This is a genomic window from Protofrankia sp. Cj5 (genome assembly GCF_917627405.1).
Taxonomy (GTDB): domain Bacteria; phylum Actinomycetota; class Actinomycetes; order Frankiales; family Frankiaceae; genus Protofrankia.
This window is the reverse complement of record NZ_CAKJTO010000045.1, coordinates 22,728-38,800: the sequence shown is the minus strand read 5'-3', so window position 1 is coordinate 38,800 and position 16,073 is coordinate 22,728. Positions and strand designations below refer to the sequence as shown.

16 protein-coding genes are annotated in these 16,073 nt (G+C 67.4%); 2 read left to right on the top strand and 14 right to left on the bottom strand.

What is annotated here, in order from left to right; all coding sequences use genetic code 11:
* Together MJ777_RS11915 and hflX are read left to right on the top strand one after the other, a co-directional pair.
* On the top strand, nucleotides 1–775 hold a 775-nt coding region (locus MJ777_RS11915), incomplete at its 5' end, for an EAL domain-containing protein (RefSeq protein WP_239376028.1).
* 48 nt (nucleotides 776–823) lie between these two features.
* Nucleotides 824–2,224: a GTPase HflX gene (gene hflX / locus MJ777_RS11910; protein ID WP_239308858.1), complete on the top strand. Its 1,401-nt coding sequence runs from the start codon at nucleotides 824–826 to the stop codon at nucleotides 2,222–2,224.
* A 54-nt stretch (nucleotides 2,225–2,278) separates the two neighbouring features.
* Here the strand turns inward: hflX and MJ777_RS11905 are convergent, their stop codons facing one another.
* The 14 genes from MJ777_RS11905 to MJ777_RS11840 all read right to left on the bottom strand — a co-directional run bounded on the left by MJ777_RS11905 (nucleotide 2,279) and on the right by MJ777_RS11840 (nucleotide 15,946).
* A complete protein-coding gene (locus tag MJ777_RS11905; RefSeq protein WP_239376032.1) occupies nucleotides 2,279–3,091 on the bottom strand; it encodes an alpha/beta fold hydrolase in 813 nt (270 codons plus the stop codon).
* A gap of 35 nt (nucleotides 3,092–3,126) precedes the next feature.
* Nucleotides 3,127–3,870: a hypothetical protein gene (locus tag MJ777_RS11900; protein ID WP_239376026.1), complete on the bottom strand. Its 744-nt coding sequence runs from the start codon at nucleotides 3,868–3,870 to the stop codon at nucleotides 3,127–3,129.
* The gene (gene miaB / locus MJ777_RS11895; RefSeq protein ID WP_239308860.1) at nucleotides 3,870–5,309 is read right to left on the bottom strand and encodes a tRNA (N6-isopentenyl adenosine(37)-C2)-methylthiotransferase MiaB; all 1,440 of its coding nucleotides are present in this window, start codon (nucleotides 5,307–5,309) and stop codon (nucleotides 3,870–3,872) included. Before miaB ends, MJ777_RS11900 begins: the two co-directional genes overlap by 1 nt.
* 197 nt (nucleotides 5,310–5,506) lie before the next feature.
* The gene (gene rny, locus MJ777_RS11890) at nucleotides 5,507–7,165 is read right to left on the bottom strand and encodes a ribonuclease Y (RefSeq protein ID WP_239308861.1); all 1,659 of its coding nucleotides are present in this window, start codon (nucleotides 7,163–7,165) and stop codon (nucleotides 5,507–5,509) included.
* A 431-nt stretch (nucleotides 7,166–7,596) separates the two neighbouring features.
* Entirely contained in the window at nucleotides 7,597–8,103 is a 507-nt protein-coding gene (locus MJ777_RS11885) for a regulatory protein RecX (RefSeq protein WP_370652709.1), read from the bottom strand.
* A gap of 47 nt (nucleotides 8,104–8,150) precedes the next feature.
* Nucleotides 8,151–9,179: a recombinase RecA gene (gene recA / locus MJ777_RS11880; protein ID WP_239309923.1), complete on the bottom strand. Its 1,029-nt coding sequence runs from the start codon at nucleotides 9,177–9,179 to the stop codon at nucleotides 8,151–8,153.
* Between the two features lie 227 nt (nucleotides 9,180–9,406).
* Nucleotides 9,407–9,601 (bottom strand): DUF3046 domain-containing protein, encoded by a 195-nt coding sequence (locus tag MJ777_RS11875; protein ID WP_239309924.1) that lies wholly within the window; start codon nucleotides 9,599–9,601, stop codon nucleotides 9,407–9,409.
* Nucleotides 9,602–9,710: 109 nt separating this feature from the next.
* Nucleotides 9,711–10,424 (bottom strand): hypothetical protein, encoded by a 714-nt coding sequence (locus MJ777_RS11870; RefSeq protein ID WP_239347608.1) that lies wholly within the window; start codon nucleotides 10,422–10,424, stop codon nucleotides 9,711–9,713.
* A gap of 10 nt (nucleotides 10,425–10,434) precedes the next feature.
* Nucleotides 10,435–11,244 (bottom strand): PspA/IM30 family protein, encoded by an 810-nt coding sequence (locus MJ777_RS11865; RefSeq protein ID WP_239309926.1) that lies wholly within the window; start codon nucleotides 11,242–11,244, stop codon nucleotides 10,435–10,437.
* A 108-nt stretch (nucleotides 11,245–11,352) separates the two neighbouring features.
* Nucleotides 11,353–11,700, bottom strand: coding sequence for a helix-turn-helix domain-containing protein (locus MJ777_RS11860; RefSeq protein ID WP_239347609.1), 348 nt, complete (start codon nucleotides 11,698–11,700; stop codon nucleotides 11,353–11,355).
* Nucleotides 11,701–11,809: 109 nt separating this feature from the next.
* Entirely contained in the window at nucleotides 11,810–13,093 is a 1,284-nt protein-coding gene (locus tag MJ777_RS11855) for a competence/damage-inducible protein A (protein WP_239309928.1), read from the bottom strand.
* Nucleotides 13,083–13,697 (bottom strand): CDP-alcohol phosphatidyltransferase family protein, encoded by a 615-nt coding sequence (locus tag MJ777_RS11850; protein ID WP_370651570.1) that lies wholly within the window; start codon nucleotides 13,695–13,697, stop codon nucleotides 13,083–13,085. The genes MJ777_RS11855 and MJ777_RS11850 overlap by 11 nt, the downstream gene beginning before the upstream one ends.
* The gene (locus MJ777_RS11845) at nucleotides 13,694–15,130 is read right to left on the bottom strand and encodes a MiaB/RimO family radical SAM methylthiotransferase (RefSeq protein WP_239309929.1); all 1,437 of its coding nucleotides are present in this window, start codon (nucleotides 15,128–15,130) and stop codon (nucleotides 13,694–13,696) included. The genes MJ777_RS11850 and MJ777_RS11845 overlap by 4 nt, the downstream gene beginning before the upstream one ends.
* Nucleotides 15,131–15,139: 9 nt before the next feature.
* Complete coding sequence (locus MJ777_RS11840) at nucleotides 15,140–15,946, bottom strand: helix-turn-helix domain-containing protein (RefSeq protein WP_239309930.1); 807 nt, start codon at nucleotides 15,944–15,946, stop codon at nucleotides 15,140–15,142.
* Nucleotides 15,947–16,073 lie beyond the last annotated feature (127 nt).

Here is a 16,073-nt window from a genome sequence, read left to right as displayed (position 1 = left end):
GTTTCTGCGTTGGCAGCATCCCGATCGTGGGTTGATGCGCCCGTCACAGTTCATGCCGGTCGCCGAAGCGGCCGGCCTGTCCGAACAGGTCGGCCGCTGGGTGCTGCGGACCGCTGTGACGGAGGCTCGGACGTGGCACGAGATGGCTTCAGGGACCACGATCCGCCCACCTCGCCTGTGGGTGAACGTCACCGCCGACCAGCTGATCCGGCCGGATTTCGCGGCCGAGGTGGAACACCTCGTGCGTGGCCGGGGGCTGCCGCCGGGAGCCCTCGGGCTGGAGTTCACCGAACAGACTCTTGGGCTGGCGCACATCGGGGTCCCCCGCCTGTTGGCCCAGTTACGCTCGTTCGGGCCAGCGATCGGCGTTGACGGGTTCGGCACCTGGTATGCTTCGATGTCGACTCTTGATGTCCTGCCGCTGGACATGGTGAAGATCGACGGTCGGTTCCTTCATGCGATGCAACGGGACCTGGAAGGTGAAGCCGTTCTGGCCTCGATCATTACGCTGGCTCACCGACGCCGGCTGATGGTGGCGGCAGAAGGTGTCGACAGCGCCGTCATCGCATCCAGGTTGGCGGCGATGAACTGTGACCGCGGCGCCGGCCGGCTGTTCTGCCCGCCCGTTCCCACCGACGACGCCCGGATGATCGCCCTCGGCCGCGGCCGGCCAGACCGGTGGCAGCAGCGATCGGGTCCATCCGCGGCGTCTTCCCGCCCCACGTCCCGCCACGCCGCCACCGTACCGATGCGCGCCCCCGCCGGTGCCGGCTGAGCACGGATCGACCATCCGGATGCAACCGTGTGTCAGAGAAGGGCAAATATGACGCTTCCCGCCGTTGAGGACACCATCCGCGACCAGTTCTTCGACGCCACCGGCGAGGGACTCGATCTCGTCGATCGAGCGGCCCTACGCCGAGTTCCGGGTCTGACGACCGAACTCGACGACGTCACCGAGGTCGAATACCGCCAGCTCCGGCTGGAACGAGTCGTCCTCATCGGCGTGTGGACCGCCGGGACCGCCACCGACGTCCAGACCTCCATGACCGAGCTCGCGGCACTCGCGACTACGGCGGGCTCGGTCATCCTGGACGCGCTCGTCCAGCGCCGTGACACTCCCGACGCCGCGACCTACGTCGGTTCCGGCAAGGCCCGGGAACTGTGCGAGGTCGTTGCCGCTGTCGGCGCCGACACCGTTGTCTGTGACGGGGAACTGACCCCGGGCCAACTGCGCCAGCTGGAGGATGTCGTAAAGGTCAAGGTCATCGACCGGACCGCGCTGATCCTGGATATTTTTGCCCAGCACGCGACCTCCCGGGAAGGCAAGGCGCAGGTCGAGCTTGCTCAACTGCAGTACATGCTGCCGCGGCTGCGCGGCTGGGGTGAGTCGATGTCACGGTCCGGCGGCGGCATCGGCACCCGGGGGCCCGGTGAAACAAAGATCGAAACCGACCGGCGGCGCCTGCGCGCGCGCATGGCCAAACTCCGCCGGGAACTCGCCGACATGAAGACGGTCCGGGCGACGAAGCGGTCCTCACGGCAACGCAGCAGTGTACCCGCGGTCACGATCGCCGGGTACACCAACGCCGGCAAGTCCTCGCTGCTCAACCGCCTGACCGGCGCGGGCGTGCTCGTCGAGGATGCGCTGTTCGCCACGCTTGATCCAACGGTACGGCGGGCCACGCTCCCGGACGGCCGGATCTTCACCCTCGCGGACACCGTTGGCTTCGTCCGCCATCTGCCGCACCAGATCGTCGAGGCGTTCCGCTCGACCTTGGAGGAGGTCGCGGACGCCGATCTTCTCCTGCACGTGGTCGATGGTTCGCATCCCGATCCGATGTCACAGATTTCGGCTGTCCGCACGGTGATCAACGACGTCGACGCCGGTGACGTCCCCGAGCTGATCGTGGTGAACAAAACCGACCTGGCTGACCCGGAGGTACTGGCTCGGCTACGCCGAGAAATCCCAACCGCGGTCTTCGTGTCGGCCCGCACCGGCGAGGGCCTGACCACCCTGGTGGAGGCGCTGACCGAACATGTACCGCACCCCGCGGTTGACGTGCGTGTGCTGGTGCCCTTCGCCCGCGGGGATCTGGTGTCCCGGGTCTACGCCGACGGCGAGGTCCTCGATCTCGGGCACACAGCGGACGGCACCGTTCTGCGGGCTCGGGTACCGGTCGGCCTCGCCGCCCAGCTCGCCGTGTTCCAGCTCGAACCAGCCTGAAAAACGGATGGGCAAGCCGACCGGTCGAGCTCGATAGCTATACCGCCCGTATAGCTATGCCGCCCGCTGGCCGACGGCCTCGCGCCAGAAATCGATCAGAACCGCCGCGGTAGCCGGTGGATTTTCGGTCGCGGGTGAGTGCGCGGCGTCAGGGATCACTTCGTAGCGGGCGCCGACACGCGCGGCCATGTCCGCCTGCAGATGCGGCGGCCAGGCGTCATCGGCGATGCCGTGCGCAACCAGAACAGGCGCGGCGGCCTCGCGGATCACAGCCGCGAGCTCGCCGACCCGGTCAGGCTCGTCAAGGAGCTGCTCACCCATGACCCGCAGGCCAATGTCGCTGCTGGCGAAGAACCTGCGCTCAAGGAACTCCAAACCACCCGGTGGATAGACGGTGGTGTCCGCGACGCGTACCGCGGCCCACACCGCGTCGCGACCGCTGCGGTCGTAGACGATCCGCATGGCTCGCAACGCGATCCGGCGGGCGCCGACGATGCCAGCGGGGCCCGAGCTGAGCAACACCAGGCTGGCCATGACCGAAGGCCGGTTAATGACCGCGGCACGGGCGACCAGACCGCCAAAGGAATGGCCGAGCAGATGCACCGGCCGGCCGATCTCGTCGACCACGCGCCCTACATCCACAGCCAGTGCCTCGATCATGCAGTCTCGTTCCGGATCAGCGGCCGGCGACTCGTACTGGCCACGCTGGTCGATCGCGATGACATTGAACCCCGCCTGCGCCAGCTCTATCATGATCAGCAGATAGTCCTCCTTGCTCCCGGTGTACCCGGGCAGCAGGACGACCGGTGGATCAGCTGGTGAGCCAGCTCGCAGCGCCGCCAGACCCGCGCAGGTCAAGCGCCGCACTCCTGGTGGCAGTTCCGTCGACGTCAAGAGCATTACTAGCGACTCCCCCATTTCCAGCAGGCGACCATGTACCCCACACCGTAAGGCGCACCAACATACTCAGCGTAAGATATCCATGACCGTTCGTGCGTGTCACTCGGCCTGGAGACAAGACTCGCGCCAGCCAGCACCTGCCACGAGGCACGGCCCGCCGCCATCAGCTCACGGGAGAGAGCGGGCTCGAGCCGCAGCAACGCGGGCGCGTCAGCCGCGGCCAACGCCGCCGCCACCGTGTCGTCATGAGCCGCGGCGCGTTCATCAAAGCCGCCGGGAGCGCCGACCGTCCGCCGCGCGCTGCCGTCCGCCATCACCAGGAACGCGACCCTGGCCGCACGTTGAGCCAACGTGACGCCGATGTTGGCGGCCTCCCGCGGGACGGTCATCGCGCTCACGCCGAATCCGGCCACGTCCCCCTGCCATGCCGTCTGTTCGAGCAGCCAGGCTCCGACCGTCAACGACAACGGCAACGTCGGCCGGTCCGGGCATCGCTGACCAGGTTGGCTCGCCTGTCCCAGCACTACCGAGCGGGCCACCCCGAAACCGGTCAGGGATCCCGACTGGCCGGCCGCATATGCCGCCGTTCGTGGGGCATCGCCGACAACCACGAGAAGGTCCGGGTCCCATGCGACCAGCCGACGAACAGCCTGGATTGCCGGTTCTCGCACAGCTACCGGCTCGCCTCGCGCCACCTCGGGAATGAGCAATGGTGGATGCGGGCAGGTCACCGCCGCGAGCAGCATTACCGGTGGCGCGTGGGCATACCGAGGTCGGTCAGCCGCCGCGTCATCCCGGCCTCCCCAACATCGCTCGGTGTGTGCCGCGCGATCTGCCAGAGGTCACCCGCTCTGGTCCGTCGATGGGTCAGCGGCGGATCGTCCGCCACAAGATGGTGCGGCGCGCCTCTGGTGATCACAGTTTCGATCACATCACCGGGCCGTATCCCTGGGTCCGCGCTGTCGGAAACAGCCGGTGGCCGCAGGTGGACAAGCCGGCCGTCACGGGCGCGGCCGGACCGTCGCCCGGTGGCGGCATCCTTGCGCCCCTCGCCCTCGACGACCAGTACCTCCACCCGCTGGCCGACGAGCATGCGGTTGGCCTCCCAGGAGATCTCCTCCTGCACGGCCACCAGCCGGTCATAGCGGTCCTGAACGACTGCCCGGTCCACCTGGCCGGCCATGGTCGCCGCCGGGGTACCGGCTCGCTGGGAGTACTGGAACGTGAAGGCGCTGGCGAACCGCGCCTCGCGTACCACCTGCAGGGTGTCGGCGAAGTCGGCCTCGGTCTCCCCAGGGAAACCGACAATGATGTCGGTGGTGATCGCGGCGTGGGGCAATGCCGCCCGCACCCGCTCGACGATCCCGAGGAACCGGTCCTGCCGATAGGAACGGCGCATCCGCCGCAGCACCGCGTCCGATCCCGACTGCAACGGCATGTGCAGCTGCGGGCAGACCGCCTCCGTCGCCGCCATCGCCTCGATCACATCGTCGGTGAAGTCGCGTGGATGCGGCGAGGTAAACCGGACCCGTTCCAGGCCATCAACCGTCCCGCAGGCACGCAGCAGTTTCGCGAATGCTCCCGGGTCACCCAGTGACCGGCCATAGGAGTTCACGTTCTGGCCGAGCAGGGTAATCTCCAGAACACCCTCGGCGACCAGGGCGTCGACCTCGGCGAGGATCTCCCCGGGCCGACGGTCAGTCTCCCTGCCCCGCAAGCTCGGCACGATACAGAACGTGCAGGTATTGTCACAGCCAACGCTGATACTTACCCAGGCCGAATGATGGGCTGCCCGCTTGGCGGGAAGTGCGCTGGGAAAGACCTCCAAGGCTTCAGCGATCTCGACCTCGGCCACCGCGTTGTGCCGAGCGCGCTCCAGCAGCACGGGCAGCCGGTGGAGATTATGCGTCCCGAAGACGACGTCCACCCAGGGCGCGCGTTCGGCGATCAGCCCGCGGTCCTTCTGCGCGAGGCAGCCGCCGACGGCGATCTGCATTCCCGGGTGACGCTGCTTGGCCGGGAACATCTGGCCGAGGTTGCCATAGAGCCGGTTGTCTGCGTTCTCCCGCACCGCGCACGTGTTGAAGACCACCAGATCAGGAGTGACGTCAACGCCGGTTTCAGCTGGCACGTAACCAGCGGCCTCAAGCATGCCGGCGATGCGTTCGGAATCATGGACGTTCATCTGACAGCCAAACGTCCGGACCTGATAGCTGCGGGGACTCACGCAGCCAGCCTACGGTGCGCAACCCGGACCTTCCTGGTCCGCCAGCCCCAATGCCGTCGCGGCCCGGGTCAGCGGCGGGGTGCGTGCGCGCAGGACCTCGCCGCCCAGGATGACGAAACACCGCTGCCCCCTCCCATCGATCATGGTAGGGCGGATCAGCGGGCGACCTCAACGGCGCGGGTCTCCCGGACCACGGTGACCCGGATCTGACCGGGGTAGGTCAGCTCGTCCTCGATCTGCTTGGCGACGTCACGAGCCAACATGTGGGCGGCAATGTCATCGACCTGATCCGGGACGACCATCACCCGGACCTCACGACCCGCCTGCATCGCGAACACCCTTTCAACGCCCGGACGCCCAGCGGCGATCTGCTCGATGCGTTCGAGGCGCTTGACGTAGGACTCCAGGCTCTCCCGGCGAGCACCTGGTCGCCCACCGGAAATCTGGTCAGCGGCCTGGGTGAGAACGGCTTCGATCGAACGCGGCTCGACCTCGTTGTGATGCGCTTCGACCGCATGCACCACCTCCTCGTCCTCACCGTAACGGCGGGCGATCTCGGCACCGATGAGGGCATGGCTGCCCTCCACCTCGTGGGTCAGCGCCTTGCCAAGATCGTGCAGCAGCGTTCCCCGCTTGGCCAGAGCTGGTGGCAGCCGCAGCTCAGCTGCCATGATCCCCGCCAGATGGGCGGACTCGACAAGGTGCGCGAGAACGTTTTGGCCATAGCTGGTCCGATACCGTAGGCGTCCGAGCAGGGCGATCAACTCCGGGTGCATCTCCGCGATCCCGGTCTGCATAAGCGCGTCCTCGCCAGCGCGGACGCAGCGAGCCTCAACCTCACGCCTAGCCCTTTGGTACTCCTCCTCAATGCGGTGTGGATGAATACGCCCATCCGAGACCAGGGCCTCCAAGGTGATTTTCCCGACCTCACGCCGCACCGGATCGAAACAGCTCAACAGGACCGCCTCCGGCGTGTCATCGATAATGACATTCACCCCGGTGACCGACTCGAACGAGCGGATGTTGCGTCCCTCGCGGCCGATGATGCGGCCTTTCATCTCGTCGTTGGGCAGGTGCAGCACAGAAACGACCGATTCCGTGGTCGCTTCCGCGGCGACGCGCTGAATCGCCAACGTCACGATTTTCCGAGCCCGGTCCTCGCCCTGCTCACGAGCTTGCGCCTCAATATCGCGGACGAGCACGGCGGCATCTCGACGAGCATCGGCCTCGACAAGTTTGACAAGCTCGGCACGCGCCTGGGTCGCGGTGAGCCGGGCCGCGCTCTCCAGCGTCTGGCGACGCTCCTCCTCCAGATCAACAAGCTCAGCCCGACGCCTGGCGAGATCAATTTCTCGAGCGGCAAGATCACGATCTCGGGTCTCGAGCTCGCGTGCCTGCTCATCAATCACGGCCGCGCGAACCTCCAGGCGCTGTTCGCGCTGGACGAGCCGAGCATCCTGCGCGTGGAGCTCGGATCGCAGCTGCCGCACCTCCGCTTCGGCCTGCGCCCGGAACGTCTCGGCCGACTTGCGGCCTAATTCGCGTGCTTCCGCCTCAACAAGGGAGGCCCGCAACACGGATTCGGCCTCCGCCCGCTCCTGCACCGCCCGTGCCCCCTCCTCAGCCCGGCGTAGCAGCTCGGCGCCATCCCGCTCCGCCTGTTGGGCGTCAAGGAGCCCGGCCGACTCCTCATGATCTGTACCGGGACGATGCGCCGTCAGCGCGCCCGAGCCCAATACCCGAACGAGCAGTACGGCTATGACCACCAAACCCACGAGCAGGCAGGCCCCAAGCACAGCGAGGAGAACACCCATCGGTCCTCCTCCCGCTGCCGGCCATGGCCCGCAACTAGCGGGCCGGAGCGGCGAGGGGCCCACGAAACGGGCCGTTCCGAAACTTCAACCCGTGTCGTTGCGGACAGCCGGGTTGAGCCCAAACGAACGCGACGACGTCCACAGACATCGCGATCCGGGCCAACCACCCTCGTGTGAAGTTGTTTCACGCTATCGGAACCGCGTCACCGCGGGAGCCCTCTCACCTTCGGTGAGAGTAGGTCTGCGGCTCTCGAACGGTCAAGAAATGCTAGTGGTCGCCGCTGGAAGTTGTTCGGGGGGTGCCGGATGACAGACGGATGCATCGTGAGGCGGAGAAGGCCCAGGTAGCGGTGTTCTACCTGGGCCGACGACAACGAGGCGAGGCACCGTCTGGCGCCGGCAGACCCTGGACGAACTTCCAGCGGCGCCCACTAGTCCTCCATGCTCCCCTCCAGTTCCTCCATGACCACCCGCAGCACCAGGTCCGCGGGATAGCCACGACGATCGAGTAACGCGGCCAGACGCCGGGCCCGCACCGGTACGGGCAGGTCGTCCATCGCTGCCAGCCGGCGTCGTACCAGACTCCGCGCGGTGGCCTCCTCGTCGATGCCGTCCACGGCCTGCAGCGCCACCGACGAGATCTCCGGATCCACTCCTCGGCGCCGCAGCTCGTGAGCAAGACCACGCCGACCGAGGCCACGGTTCACCTGGGCAGAGGAAACCAGCATGGCAGCGAACGCCCTGTCGTCCACCAGACCCACCTCGGCCAGGCGGTTCAGCACAACCTCGGCCACTTCTTGATCAATCCTATGACGATCAAGTACGGCGGCCAGTTCCGCGCGGCTTCGCGGACGGGTTTCAAGCTGGCGCAGGCATATCTCCCGCGCCCTGCCCATCGAGTCCGCACCTTCTCCTCGATCACGATCCACAGCCGTCACCACCGACCATGATCTCCCGTCGCCCGAAGATCGACAAAAAGATCAACTCAGAGATCGGCTGACGGCTGATCCGCGTCGATCGACGGCACCAGGCCGAGCGTTTCCTTGATTCGCTTCTCGACCTCATTCGCGATGTCGGGATTATCACGCATGAAAGAACGAGCGTTTTCCTTGCCCTGCCCCAGCTGATCACCATCGTAGGTGTACCAAGCCCCTGACTTGCGGATGATGCCGTGTTCAACCCCCATGTCAATGAGGGAGCCCTCGCGGCTTATACCACCGCCATAGACAATGTCGAACTCAGCCGTCCGAAACGGCGGCGCCATCTTGTTCTTCACAACTTTTACGCGGGTTCGGTTACCCACAGCATCCGTACCGTCCTTCAGGGTCTCGATGCGACGGACATCCAGTCGCACGGACGCATAGAATTTCAGCGCCTTTCCACCCGTAGTCGTCTCGGGCGAACCAAACATGACACCAACCTTCTCGCGGAGCTGGTTGATGAAAACGGCGGTGGTGCCCGAATGCGAAAGAGCACCGGTGAGCTTGCGCAGCGCCTGAGACATCAGCCTGGCCTGAAGGCCGACATGGCTGTCGCCCATCTCACCTTCGATCTCGGCCCTGGGCACGAGAGCGGCCACCGAGTCGATGACGATGATATCGATCGCGCCGGACCGGATGAGCATGTCCGCGATCTCCAGTGCCTGCTCACCGGTATCGGGCTGGGAGACCAGCAGCGCGTCGGTGTTGACCCCGAGCTTGGTCGCGTAGTCGGGGTCGAGCGCGTGCTCGGCGTCGATGAAGGCTGCGATCCCGCCGGCGGCCTGGGCGTTCGCGACCGCATGCAGAGCGACGGTCGTCTTACCAGACGATTCCGGACCGTAGATCTCCACTATGCGTCCTCGTGGCAGCCCGCCGATGCCGAGCGCCACATCCAGCGCGATGGAACCGGTTGGGATGACCTGGATCGGTGGACGGGTTTCGTCACCGAGCCGCATAACCGAGCCCTTGCCGAACTGCTTGTCGATCTGTGCGAGAGCGTTCTCCAACGCCTTCTCACGGTCGAGTCCTGCCATGGGAGTCACTCCAGGCTGAGGTCGTCGAGTCTTGGCCACGTTGGTGACGGTAGGGGGCAGGTCCGACAGTTTCGAGCGCCGGGCCAGATCTGTGGACAACCGAACGGCCGCGGATGACGCGATCATGGCCTTCTCCCGCCGTCAGCGGCCCTGGCGGACCTGGACGCTTGCCATCCAGGATAGCCGAACATTCGTTCGACATCATGGTCAACACGCCGTGCATCCGGTCAACGGTCGTGCGCGGGTAACTCGAACTCGTCGCACACAGCCCGCCAGACATCCTTGACATCATCACCACGGGCGAGGGCATCGTGCACCGTCACCCCGCCGAGTCTGGCGACCACATGGTCGCGGGCAACCGACTCGGCATACCCGGTACCGAACTGTTTGTTCATCCGCGCCCAGAACTCGGTCAGTCGCACGCCTCTCAGTGTGTCGGACCGGCGAGGCAGACTCCGAACACGGCCGCCCCGATCCCGGCTCACGCCGTCCCCAGGACCCGCCCAGAGCTGGTTCACCGCCGCATATGAGTCAGCGCTTGAGATCGCGCATACCCTCAGCGAAGGCACGCAGCGTGGCGGTCTGGCGGTCAAGACTGTCGAGCTGCCCCGGCGTCAGCTGTGTCGACACCGTCGAGGCGAGCAGGTCGCTGGCGGCGGCCAACATGTTGTCCAACGCCCGCACCCCGGCGTTCATCGAGCCCACCAGCTCCGAGACCGTCGATATGATCTCGGCCCGACGATCGACGTCCGTGACCACCCGGGCCGCCGATTCGCACGCAAGAACTCGCTGTGCCCGATTCCGGAGGGTGTCCACCACCGCCGCGGCTGATGCCATCGCCGTGCGGACCGCCTCGGCCGCGGGTCCCGGCGGCGACGCCCGCATGATCGCCGTAAGAGCGGCCATGGCCGCCTCACCACGTTGCATCGGCTCCGCCGCGGCCGATCCAGACAGTCGTGCGCGTGACAGCAGCGGCAGAGCCGGCGGTGGCGACGATGCGGCGAGCTGCGCCTGTCGCCAGGCAAGGCCAGCCCGGGCCAACGCGCCGGCTCCCACCACCAGCCACCCCCAGCTGCCCTCCAGCACCGCCATCGTCGGCGCGGCGATGGCCACCCCGGCCCACAGCCGGGTGGACCGCGTTGCCCGCCGCCGGCGTCGGTCATAAGCGCGAACGAGCCGTTGCTCACCGCGTATCAGGCGCTGGCGTTCGATGTCGGCGCGGAGCCGGTCCGGCAGATAGCTCACGAGCATCCCGTCAGGGCTCCAGTTGGTCCGGCGAAGGCCGGTCCGGCGGCAGTTGGTCCGGCGGCCGTCGGTCCGGAAGCTGGTCCGGCGAGCCCTTGTCGGCGGACAGCTCCGTGCGGATCTCGGTCAGGCGCTTGGACGCCTTCGCGTCCAGCGCCGCCCTGCGGATCTCCAGCATCCGGGCCTCCACGCCCTGGGAGGCGAGCTCGTGACGTCCCAGCGATACCGCGTAGCGCTGCTCGACCTTGTCGCGGACCTGCGCCAGCGTCGGGGTGTCACCTGGCGGAGTCAGCTGGGACATTCCGTCGAGGGCCTTGCTCAGCTGCTCCTGCATGGCGGCATGCTCGATCTGGGTCAGCAGGCGCGCGCGCTCGGCAAGCTGTCCCTGCAACCGCATGGTGTTGTCCTCAACGGCGCGGCGGGCCTGCTCGGCCGAATAGGAAGCCTGCTGGTGGAGGCCTTTGAGCTCCGCCAGGGAACCTTCCGCGGCTACCAGCTGGCTGGCAAAGGCCTGGGCTGTCTGCTCGTAACGATCAGCGGCGACCGCGTCACCACTCGCGTTGGCCTTGTCCGCGAGCATAACGGCCTGACGCGCGGAGTCGGCCAGGTTCTCCACCTCATCGATCTGACGTGCCATCCGCATCTCCAGCTGCCGCTGGTTGCCCACCACCGCGGCGGCCTGGCCTACGAGCGCCTGGTGCTGCCGCTGGGCCTCGGTGATCGCCTGATCGATCTGTACCCGCGGATCGGCCTTCTCGTCCAGCTTCCGGTTCGCCGAAGCCGACAGGTAGCGGTAGAACTTGCGGACGACGTTCGCCATGCACCAATCGTCCCACGCCAACGCTGCGCAGCGAAGCCAAGGCGTGTCTGATCGATCTTCGACCGCGCGGATGGATGATCGCATCGACCAACATCCATCAGACAGGCCCTAGGCGGCGCGCTCCACCACTGCGGTGGATGTACCGCCGCGTGCGGGCATACCCGTCATCGGCGGCATACCCGTCATCGGGACACCAACCCGCGCCGGCCCACCAACGGCGAACTCGGCGAGCTCCAGGTCGTCGCTTACCTCACGGAGCAGGTCGGCGAGACGGACACCGAGCGCGGCACAGATCGCGGCGAGCAGTTCCGAACTCGCCTCCTTCTGCCCGCGCTCGATCTCGGACAGGTATCCGAGCGAGACTCTCGCGGCAGAGGACACCTCACGGAGGGTCCGATGTTGATCTTGACGGCGGCGGCGCAACGCCTCGCCGAGCATGCGTCGGAGCAGGACCATCGTGCCTCCTCCTTCGTCCTCAGGCTGGGCCTTACCGTATACCTGTCGTCCACCGGGATGGCCGGCCGTTGATACGAATGTAACTATGTAAGCAATCCGCGTCCACGATTCATCCCGGCTGGCATGGGTGAACTGCCAGGGTACGCCGAAGAGCGTCCAATGCCTGGACGACCGCGTAAGCACGGTTCCGTGGACGGTCCCCGGGCAGCTGAACGGACCTGGTCAGCGCGCCGGACGGCCCCACCATACCGATGTGCAGCGTCCCGACCGGTTTGCCCTCCAGCTCGGTGGGGCCGGCCACACCGGTCACGGCGAGCCCGTGGGTTGCCCCGAGGAGGTCCCGGACGCCCGCGGCCATCGCCTCGGCCGCCTGCGTCGACACCGCGCCGCTGGTGGCCAGGAGCTCGGCGTCGACGCCGAGCAGCGACGCCTTGGCGTCGGTTGCGTAGGTGACCACGCCTCCCCGGAACACCGCGCTCGCGCCCGGGACGTCCGTGAGCCGCCCCGCAAGCAGACCGCCTGTCAACGACTCGGCAACCGCGAGCGTCTCCCCCCGGTCCGCGAGCAGGCGCAGGACGGTCCCCTCCAACGAGTCGTCGTCGACGCCGTAGAGCGCGATGCCGAGAGCGATCCGCGCCGCCTCCTCGACGGGTTCAATAATCTTGTAGGCTGCGGCCCTGTCGCCGGCACGGGCACTGATCCGGATTCGGGTCTGGCCGTTGCTGGCGAGAAAAGCGATCGTGGGGTTGCCGATCGGGGCGAGCCGGTCGATCTCCCCGGCGAGGGCCTGGGCAACAACCGACTCCCAGACGCCGGCTGTCCGCAGCACCCGATGTACCACAACCGCGGGTTCCCCGGCCCGGCGAAGCAGGTCCGGCAGGACCGACTCGGTGAACATCGGGTACATCTCGTGCGGAACGCCGGGCATCGCGTAGACCACACCATCCATGATCTTCATACGAATGCCGGGCGCCGTGCCCACCTCGTTGGGTAACGGCTCCGCGCCCTCGGGCACGTCCGCCTGCCGGTAGTTCATCTCCGGCGCCTGGCTGCCGGCGGCGGGGCCCTCCCGGGCAAGCGCCCGGAAGCGCCGGCGCAGCATCGCCTCCAGAAAGGCGTCCCGACGCAGGCCCACCCCGGCCGCTCGGGCGATTCCCTCCCGGGTCAGATCGTCCTGAGTCGGCCCCAGCCCACCGGTCAGGATGACGGCGTCCGCACGGCCAAGACCCTCGGTGATCCTGGTCGCGATCATCTCGACATCGTCACCCACCACTGTGGACATCCTCAGCAGCGCGCCCACATCGGCGAGCTGCCGCCCCAGCCAGGCCGCGTTGCCGTTGACAATGTCCCCAAAGAGCAGTTCGTCCCCCACGGCCAGCAGTTCAACCCGCATCGCTGTCCTCCAGTACCTCGTCGGTGAGCCGCGCCGGCCGCCGCCGCAAGGCCAGTGCCCGGCCCACATAGTCCAGACCCGTGACGACCGCGACAAGCACGCCGAGAGCCAGCATGACCGCCCGGACCGAAGCACCCGCGCCTGCCAGCGGCAGCACATAAAGACCGATCGCGCAGTTAAGCAACAGAGTCTTCAGTTTGCCACCGCGGCTGGCCGCTATCACACCACGCCTGATCACCCACAGCCGCAGCAGCGTCACGCCGATCTCCCGGACCGCGACCACGGCGGTCACCAGCCACGGCAGCTCGCCCAGCAGCGAGAGGGACACCAGCGCGGCACCGGTGAGCGCCTTGTCCGCGATCGGGTCAAGGATGATCCCGAAATCGGTGACAATGCTCCGGCTTCGGGCGACGTACCCGTCGACCTGGTCGGTGACCGCCGCGATCGCGTACGCGGCAAAGGCGGCCACCCGCCAGCCGGCGACGTGACCACCAGCGGCGAACATCAACAGCACGAAGACCGGAACGAGCGCAAGCCGCACGACGGTCAACGCGTTGGCCAGGTTCATCCGGCTGACAGCGGCACCCGGCTCAGGTGCGCTCACCCTGACACGGCATCAACGACGTCGACGAAATCAGTGATCAGATCAACGCCCTCCGTCGCCACCACCTTGGCACTCACCAGATCCCCCACTCGAAGGTCCCGGAGCGGCCCGGCCGGCAGCGCGACAGTGCATGCTCCGTCGACCTCGGGCTGCTGGTGAGCGGCCCGCCCGTGGGCCACTCCATCGGCGACCTCTTCTACCAGAATGTCGACGACCGAGGAGATCCGCCGCTCGGCCCGGTCGGCGGTCAGCTGCTCCACCAGGTCGGTGACGCGTTGCTGACGCCGGCGCACGGTAGCTGGGGCGACCTTGTCAGGCAGGTTGGCCGCCTCGGTTCCGTCCTCGTCGGAATAGCCGAAGACCCCGACCGCGTCGAGGTCCGCGTCGACGAGGAAACGCTCGAGGATCGTCACGTCCGCCCGGGTCTCGCCGGGGAAACCGAGGATCACGTTCGAACGCGCCCCGAGTTCCGGGGCGAATGCGCGGGCCCGCGCCAACAGGTCGCTGAAGGCGTCCGCACCGCCGAAACGGCGCATCCGCCGCAGCACCGAGGGGCTCGCGTGCTGAAACGACAGATCGAGATAGGGAGCGACCCCCGGTGTCGTCAGCATCGTCTCCAGCAGCGACGGACGTATCTCCGCCGGCTGAAGATAGACAGCGCGGACCCGCACGACGCCGTCGATCGCGGCCAGTTGGGGAAGCAGCTTCTCCAACGCCCGCAGATCCCCCAGATCCTTCCCGTAGGACGTCGAGTTCTCACTGACCAGGACGAGTTCCCGCACACCCTGACCGGCCAGCCACTCGGCCTCGGCCAGCACCTCCTGCGGGAGACGGGAGACATGCGAGCCACGAAACGCCGGGATCGCGCAGAACGCACAGCGCCGATCACATCCGCTGGAGATCTTCAACGGAGCGACCGGGCCACCGGCCAGCCGGTGCCGCGGAACCGCTGAGGCCGATCCCGGCGCCGGCGATCGACGATCGGCCTGCCGCCGGTCCACCGGAGTGATCGGGAGCAGGGTCCGCCGGTCCCGCGGGATGTGTGCGCTCGGCGTCTCACCAAGCAGCACCGCGTCCAAGTGCGCGCCCAGCGCCGGATAGGCATCGAATCCCAGGACGGCGTCCGCCTCCGGAAGGCTCTTGGCCAGCTCCCGGCCGTAGCGCTCGGCCAGACAGCCCACGGCGACCACCGCACGCGGGCCGTCGGCGCTATCACGCAGGTCGGCGGCGGCGAGCACGGTGTCGATCGAATCCTTTTTGGCAGCCTCGACAAAACCACAGGTGTTGACAACCACCGCATCGGCTCCGGCCGGATCGTCGACCACGCTCCAGCCATCGGCGCCGAGCCGCGCCGCAAGTTCCTCGGAGTCCACATCGTTACGGGAACATCCCAAAGTGATCAGAGCGACGCGACGGGCGGGGCGATCGGGCACGATGTCAGGCTACCGGGACATCGGATTACCAACAGTGCAGTCTCCCGAAGCGCCGATGCCAAGACGGACGGTGACAACCTGGCCGGGGCCCCCGCTGGGCCCCAGATTCCGGCCGTTGCATGACACGTCGACCGCTCCCGCGTTGCCCATTTTGATCTCCATGGAACGGGCTGCCGTGACCGTCCGGCTGTCACCGGGTTGCAGGATCTGTTGCAGCAGCACCCGCGCGCTCTCGTCTCGCACCTCCAGCCAGCTCGGATCACCGCGCACCGCCACGAGAACGCTCACCCCGGCCGCGGGAGCCGTCGGCGGCCGGGTGGAAACGGCCGGTTGGGCCGGCATGGTCCCAGCCGGCAACGATGGTGTGACAGTGGTGGTTGCCGCGCCCGGAACGACATCGGTGGAACGTCCGGACCCGCTCGGAGCCAGCAGAATGGCCAAACCGACCAGCAGACAAACCGAGAGCAGCGAGATAACCGTCGCCGGCCCTCGGCGGAAGCCCTGGCGGCCAGGCCCGCCCTTGGTGGTCAGTGGATCGAACCCCCGAGGCGGAAGCACCGGCCCCTCGGGCGGCCGGCCGTGGGTCTGATCATATTCGGCGATCAATGGTTCCGGATCAAGCATCAGTATGCGGGCAATGCTCCGAATATGACCGCGCGCATACACCGGACCACCACATCCGGTGAAGTCCTCGTTCTCCATTTGCTGGATCAGCGTCACGCGGATACGGGTCCCGGCGCTGACCTCGGCAACGGACATGCCCCGTTCGCCACGCGCCGCGGCAAGCGCCGCGCCCACGCCAGCACCGGACCGCATGGCCAACCTCCGCACCGGTCAGATCGGCAGTAGAGCCGAGTCTACGGTCGACAGCCGACAGCCGACAGCCGATCCAGAACGCTCAGCGCGACCGGCAGCAGGGGACGCGGCGTCGCGGGGCCGGGGC

Bases quoted from the DNA above. Each gene is read 5' to 3' on its own strand.
- hflX (WP_239308858.1), top strand. From the start codon at position 824: ATGACGCTTCCCGCCGTTGAGGACACCATCCGCGACCAGTTCTTCGAC.
- MJ777_RS11900 (WP_239376026.1), bottom strand. From the start codon at position 3,870: ATGCTGCTCGCGGCGGTGACCTGCCCGCATCCACCATTGCTCATTCCC.
- miaB (WP_239308860.1), bottom strand. From the start codon at position 5,309: ATGAACGTCCATGATTCCGAACGCATCGCCGGCATGCTTGAGGCCGCT.
- rny (WP_239308861.1), bottom strand. From the start codon at position 7,165: ATGGGTGTTCTCCTCGCTGTGCTTGGGGCCTGCCTGCTCGTGGGTTTG.
- recA (WP_239309923.1), bottom strand. From the start codon at position 9,179: ATGGCAGGACTCGACCGTGAGAAGGCGTTGGAGAACGCTCTCGCACAG.
- MJ777_RS11865 (WP_239309926.1), bottom strand. From the start codon at position 11,244: ATGGCGAACGTCGTCCGCAAGTTCTACCGCTACCTGTCGGCTTCGGCG.
- MJ777_RS11860 (WP_239347609.1), bottom strand. From the start codon at position 11,700: ATGGTCCTGCTCCGACGCATGCTCGGCGAGGCGTTGCGCCGCCGCCGT.
- MJ777_RS11855 (WP_239309928.1), bottom strand. From the start codon at position 13,093: ATGCGGGTTGAACTGCTGGCCGTGGGGGACGAACTGCTCTTTGGGGAC.
- MJ777_RS11840 (WP_239309930.1), bottom strand. From the start codon at position 15,946: ATGCGGTCCGGTGCTGGCGTGGGCGCGGCGCTTGCCGCGGCGCGTGGC.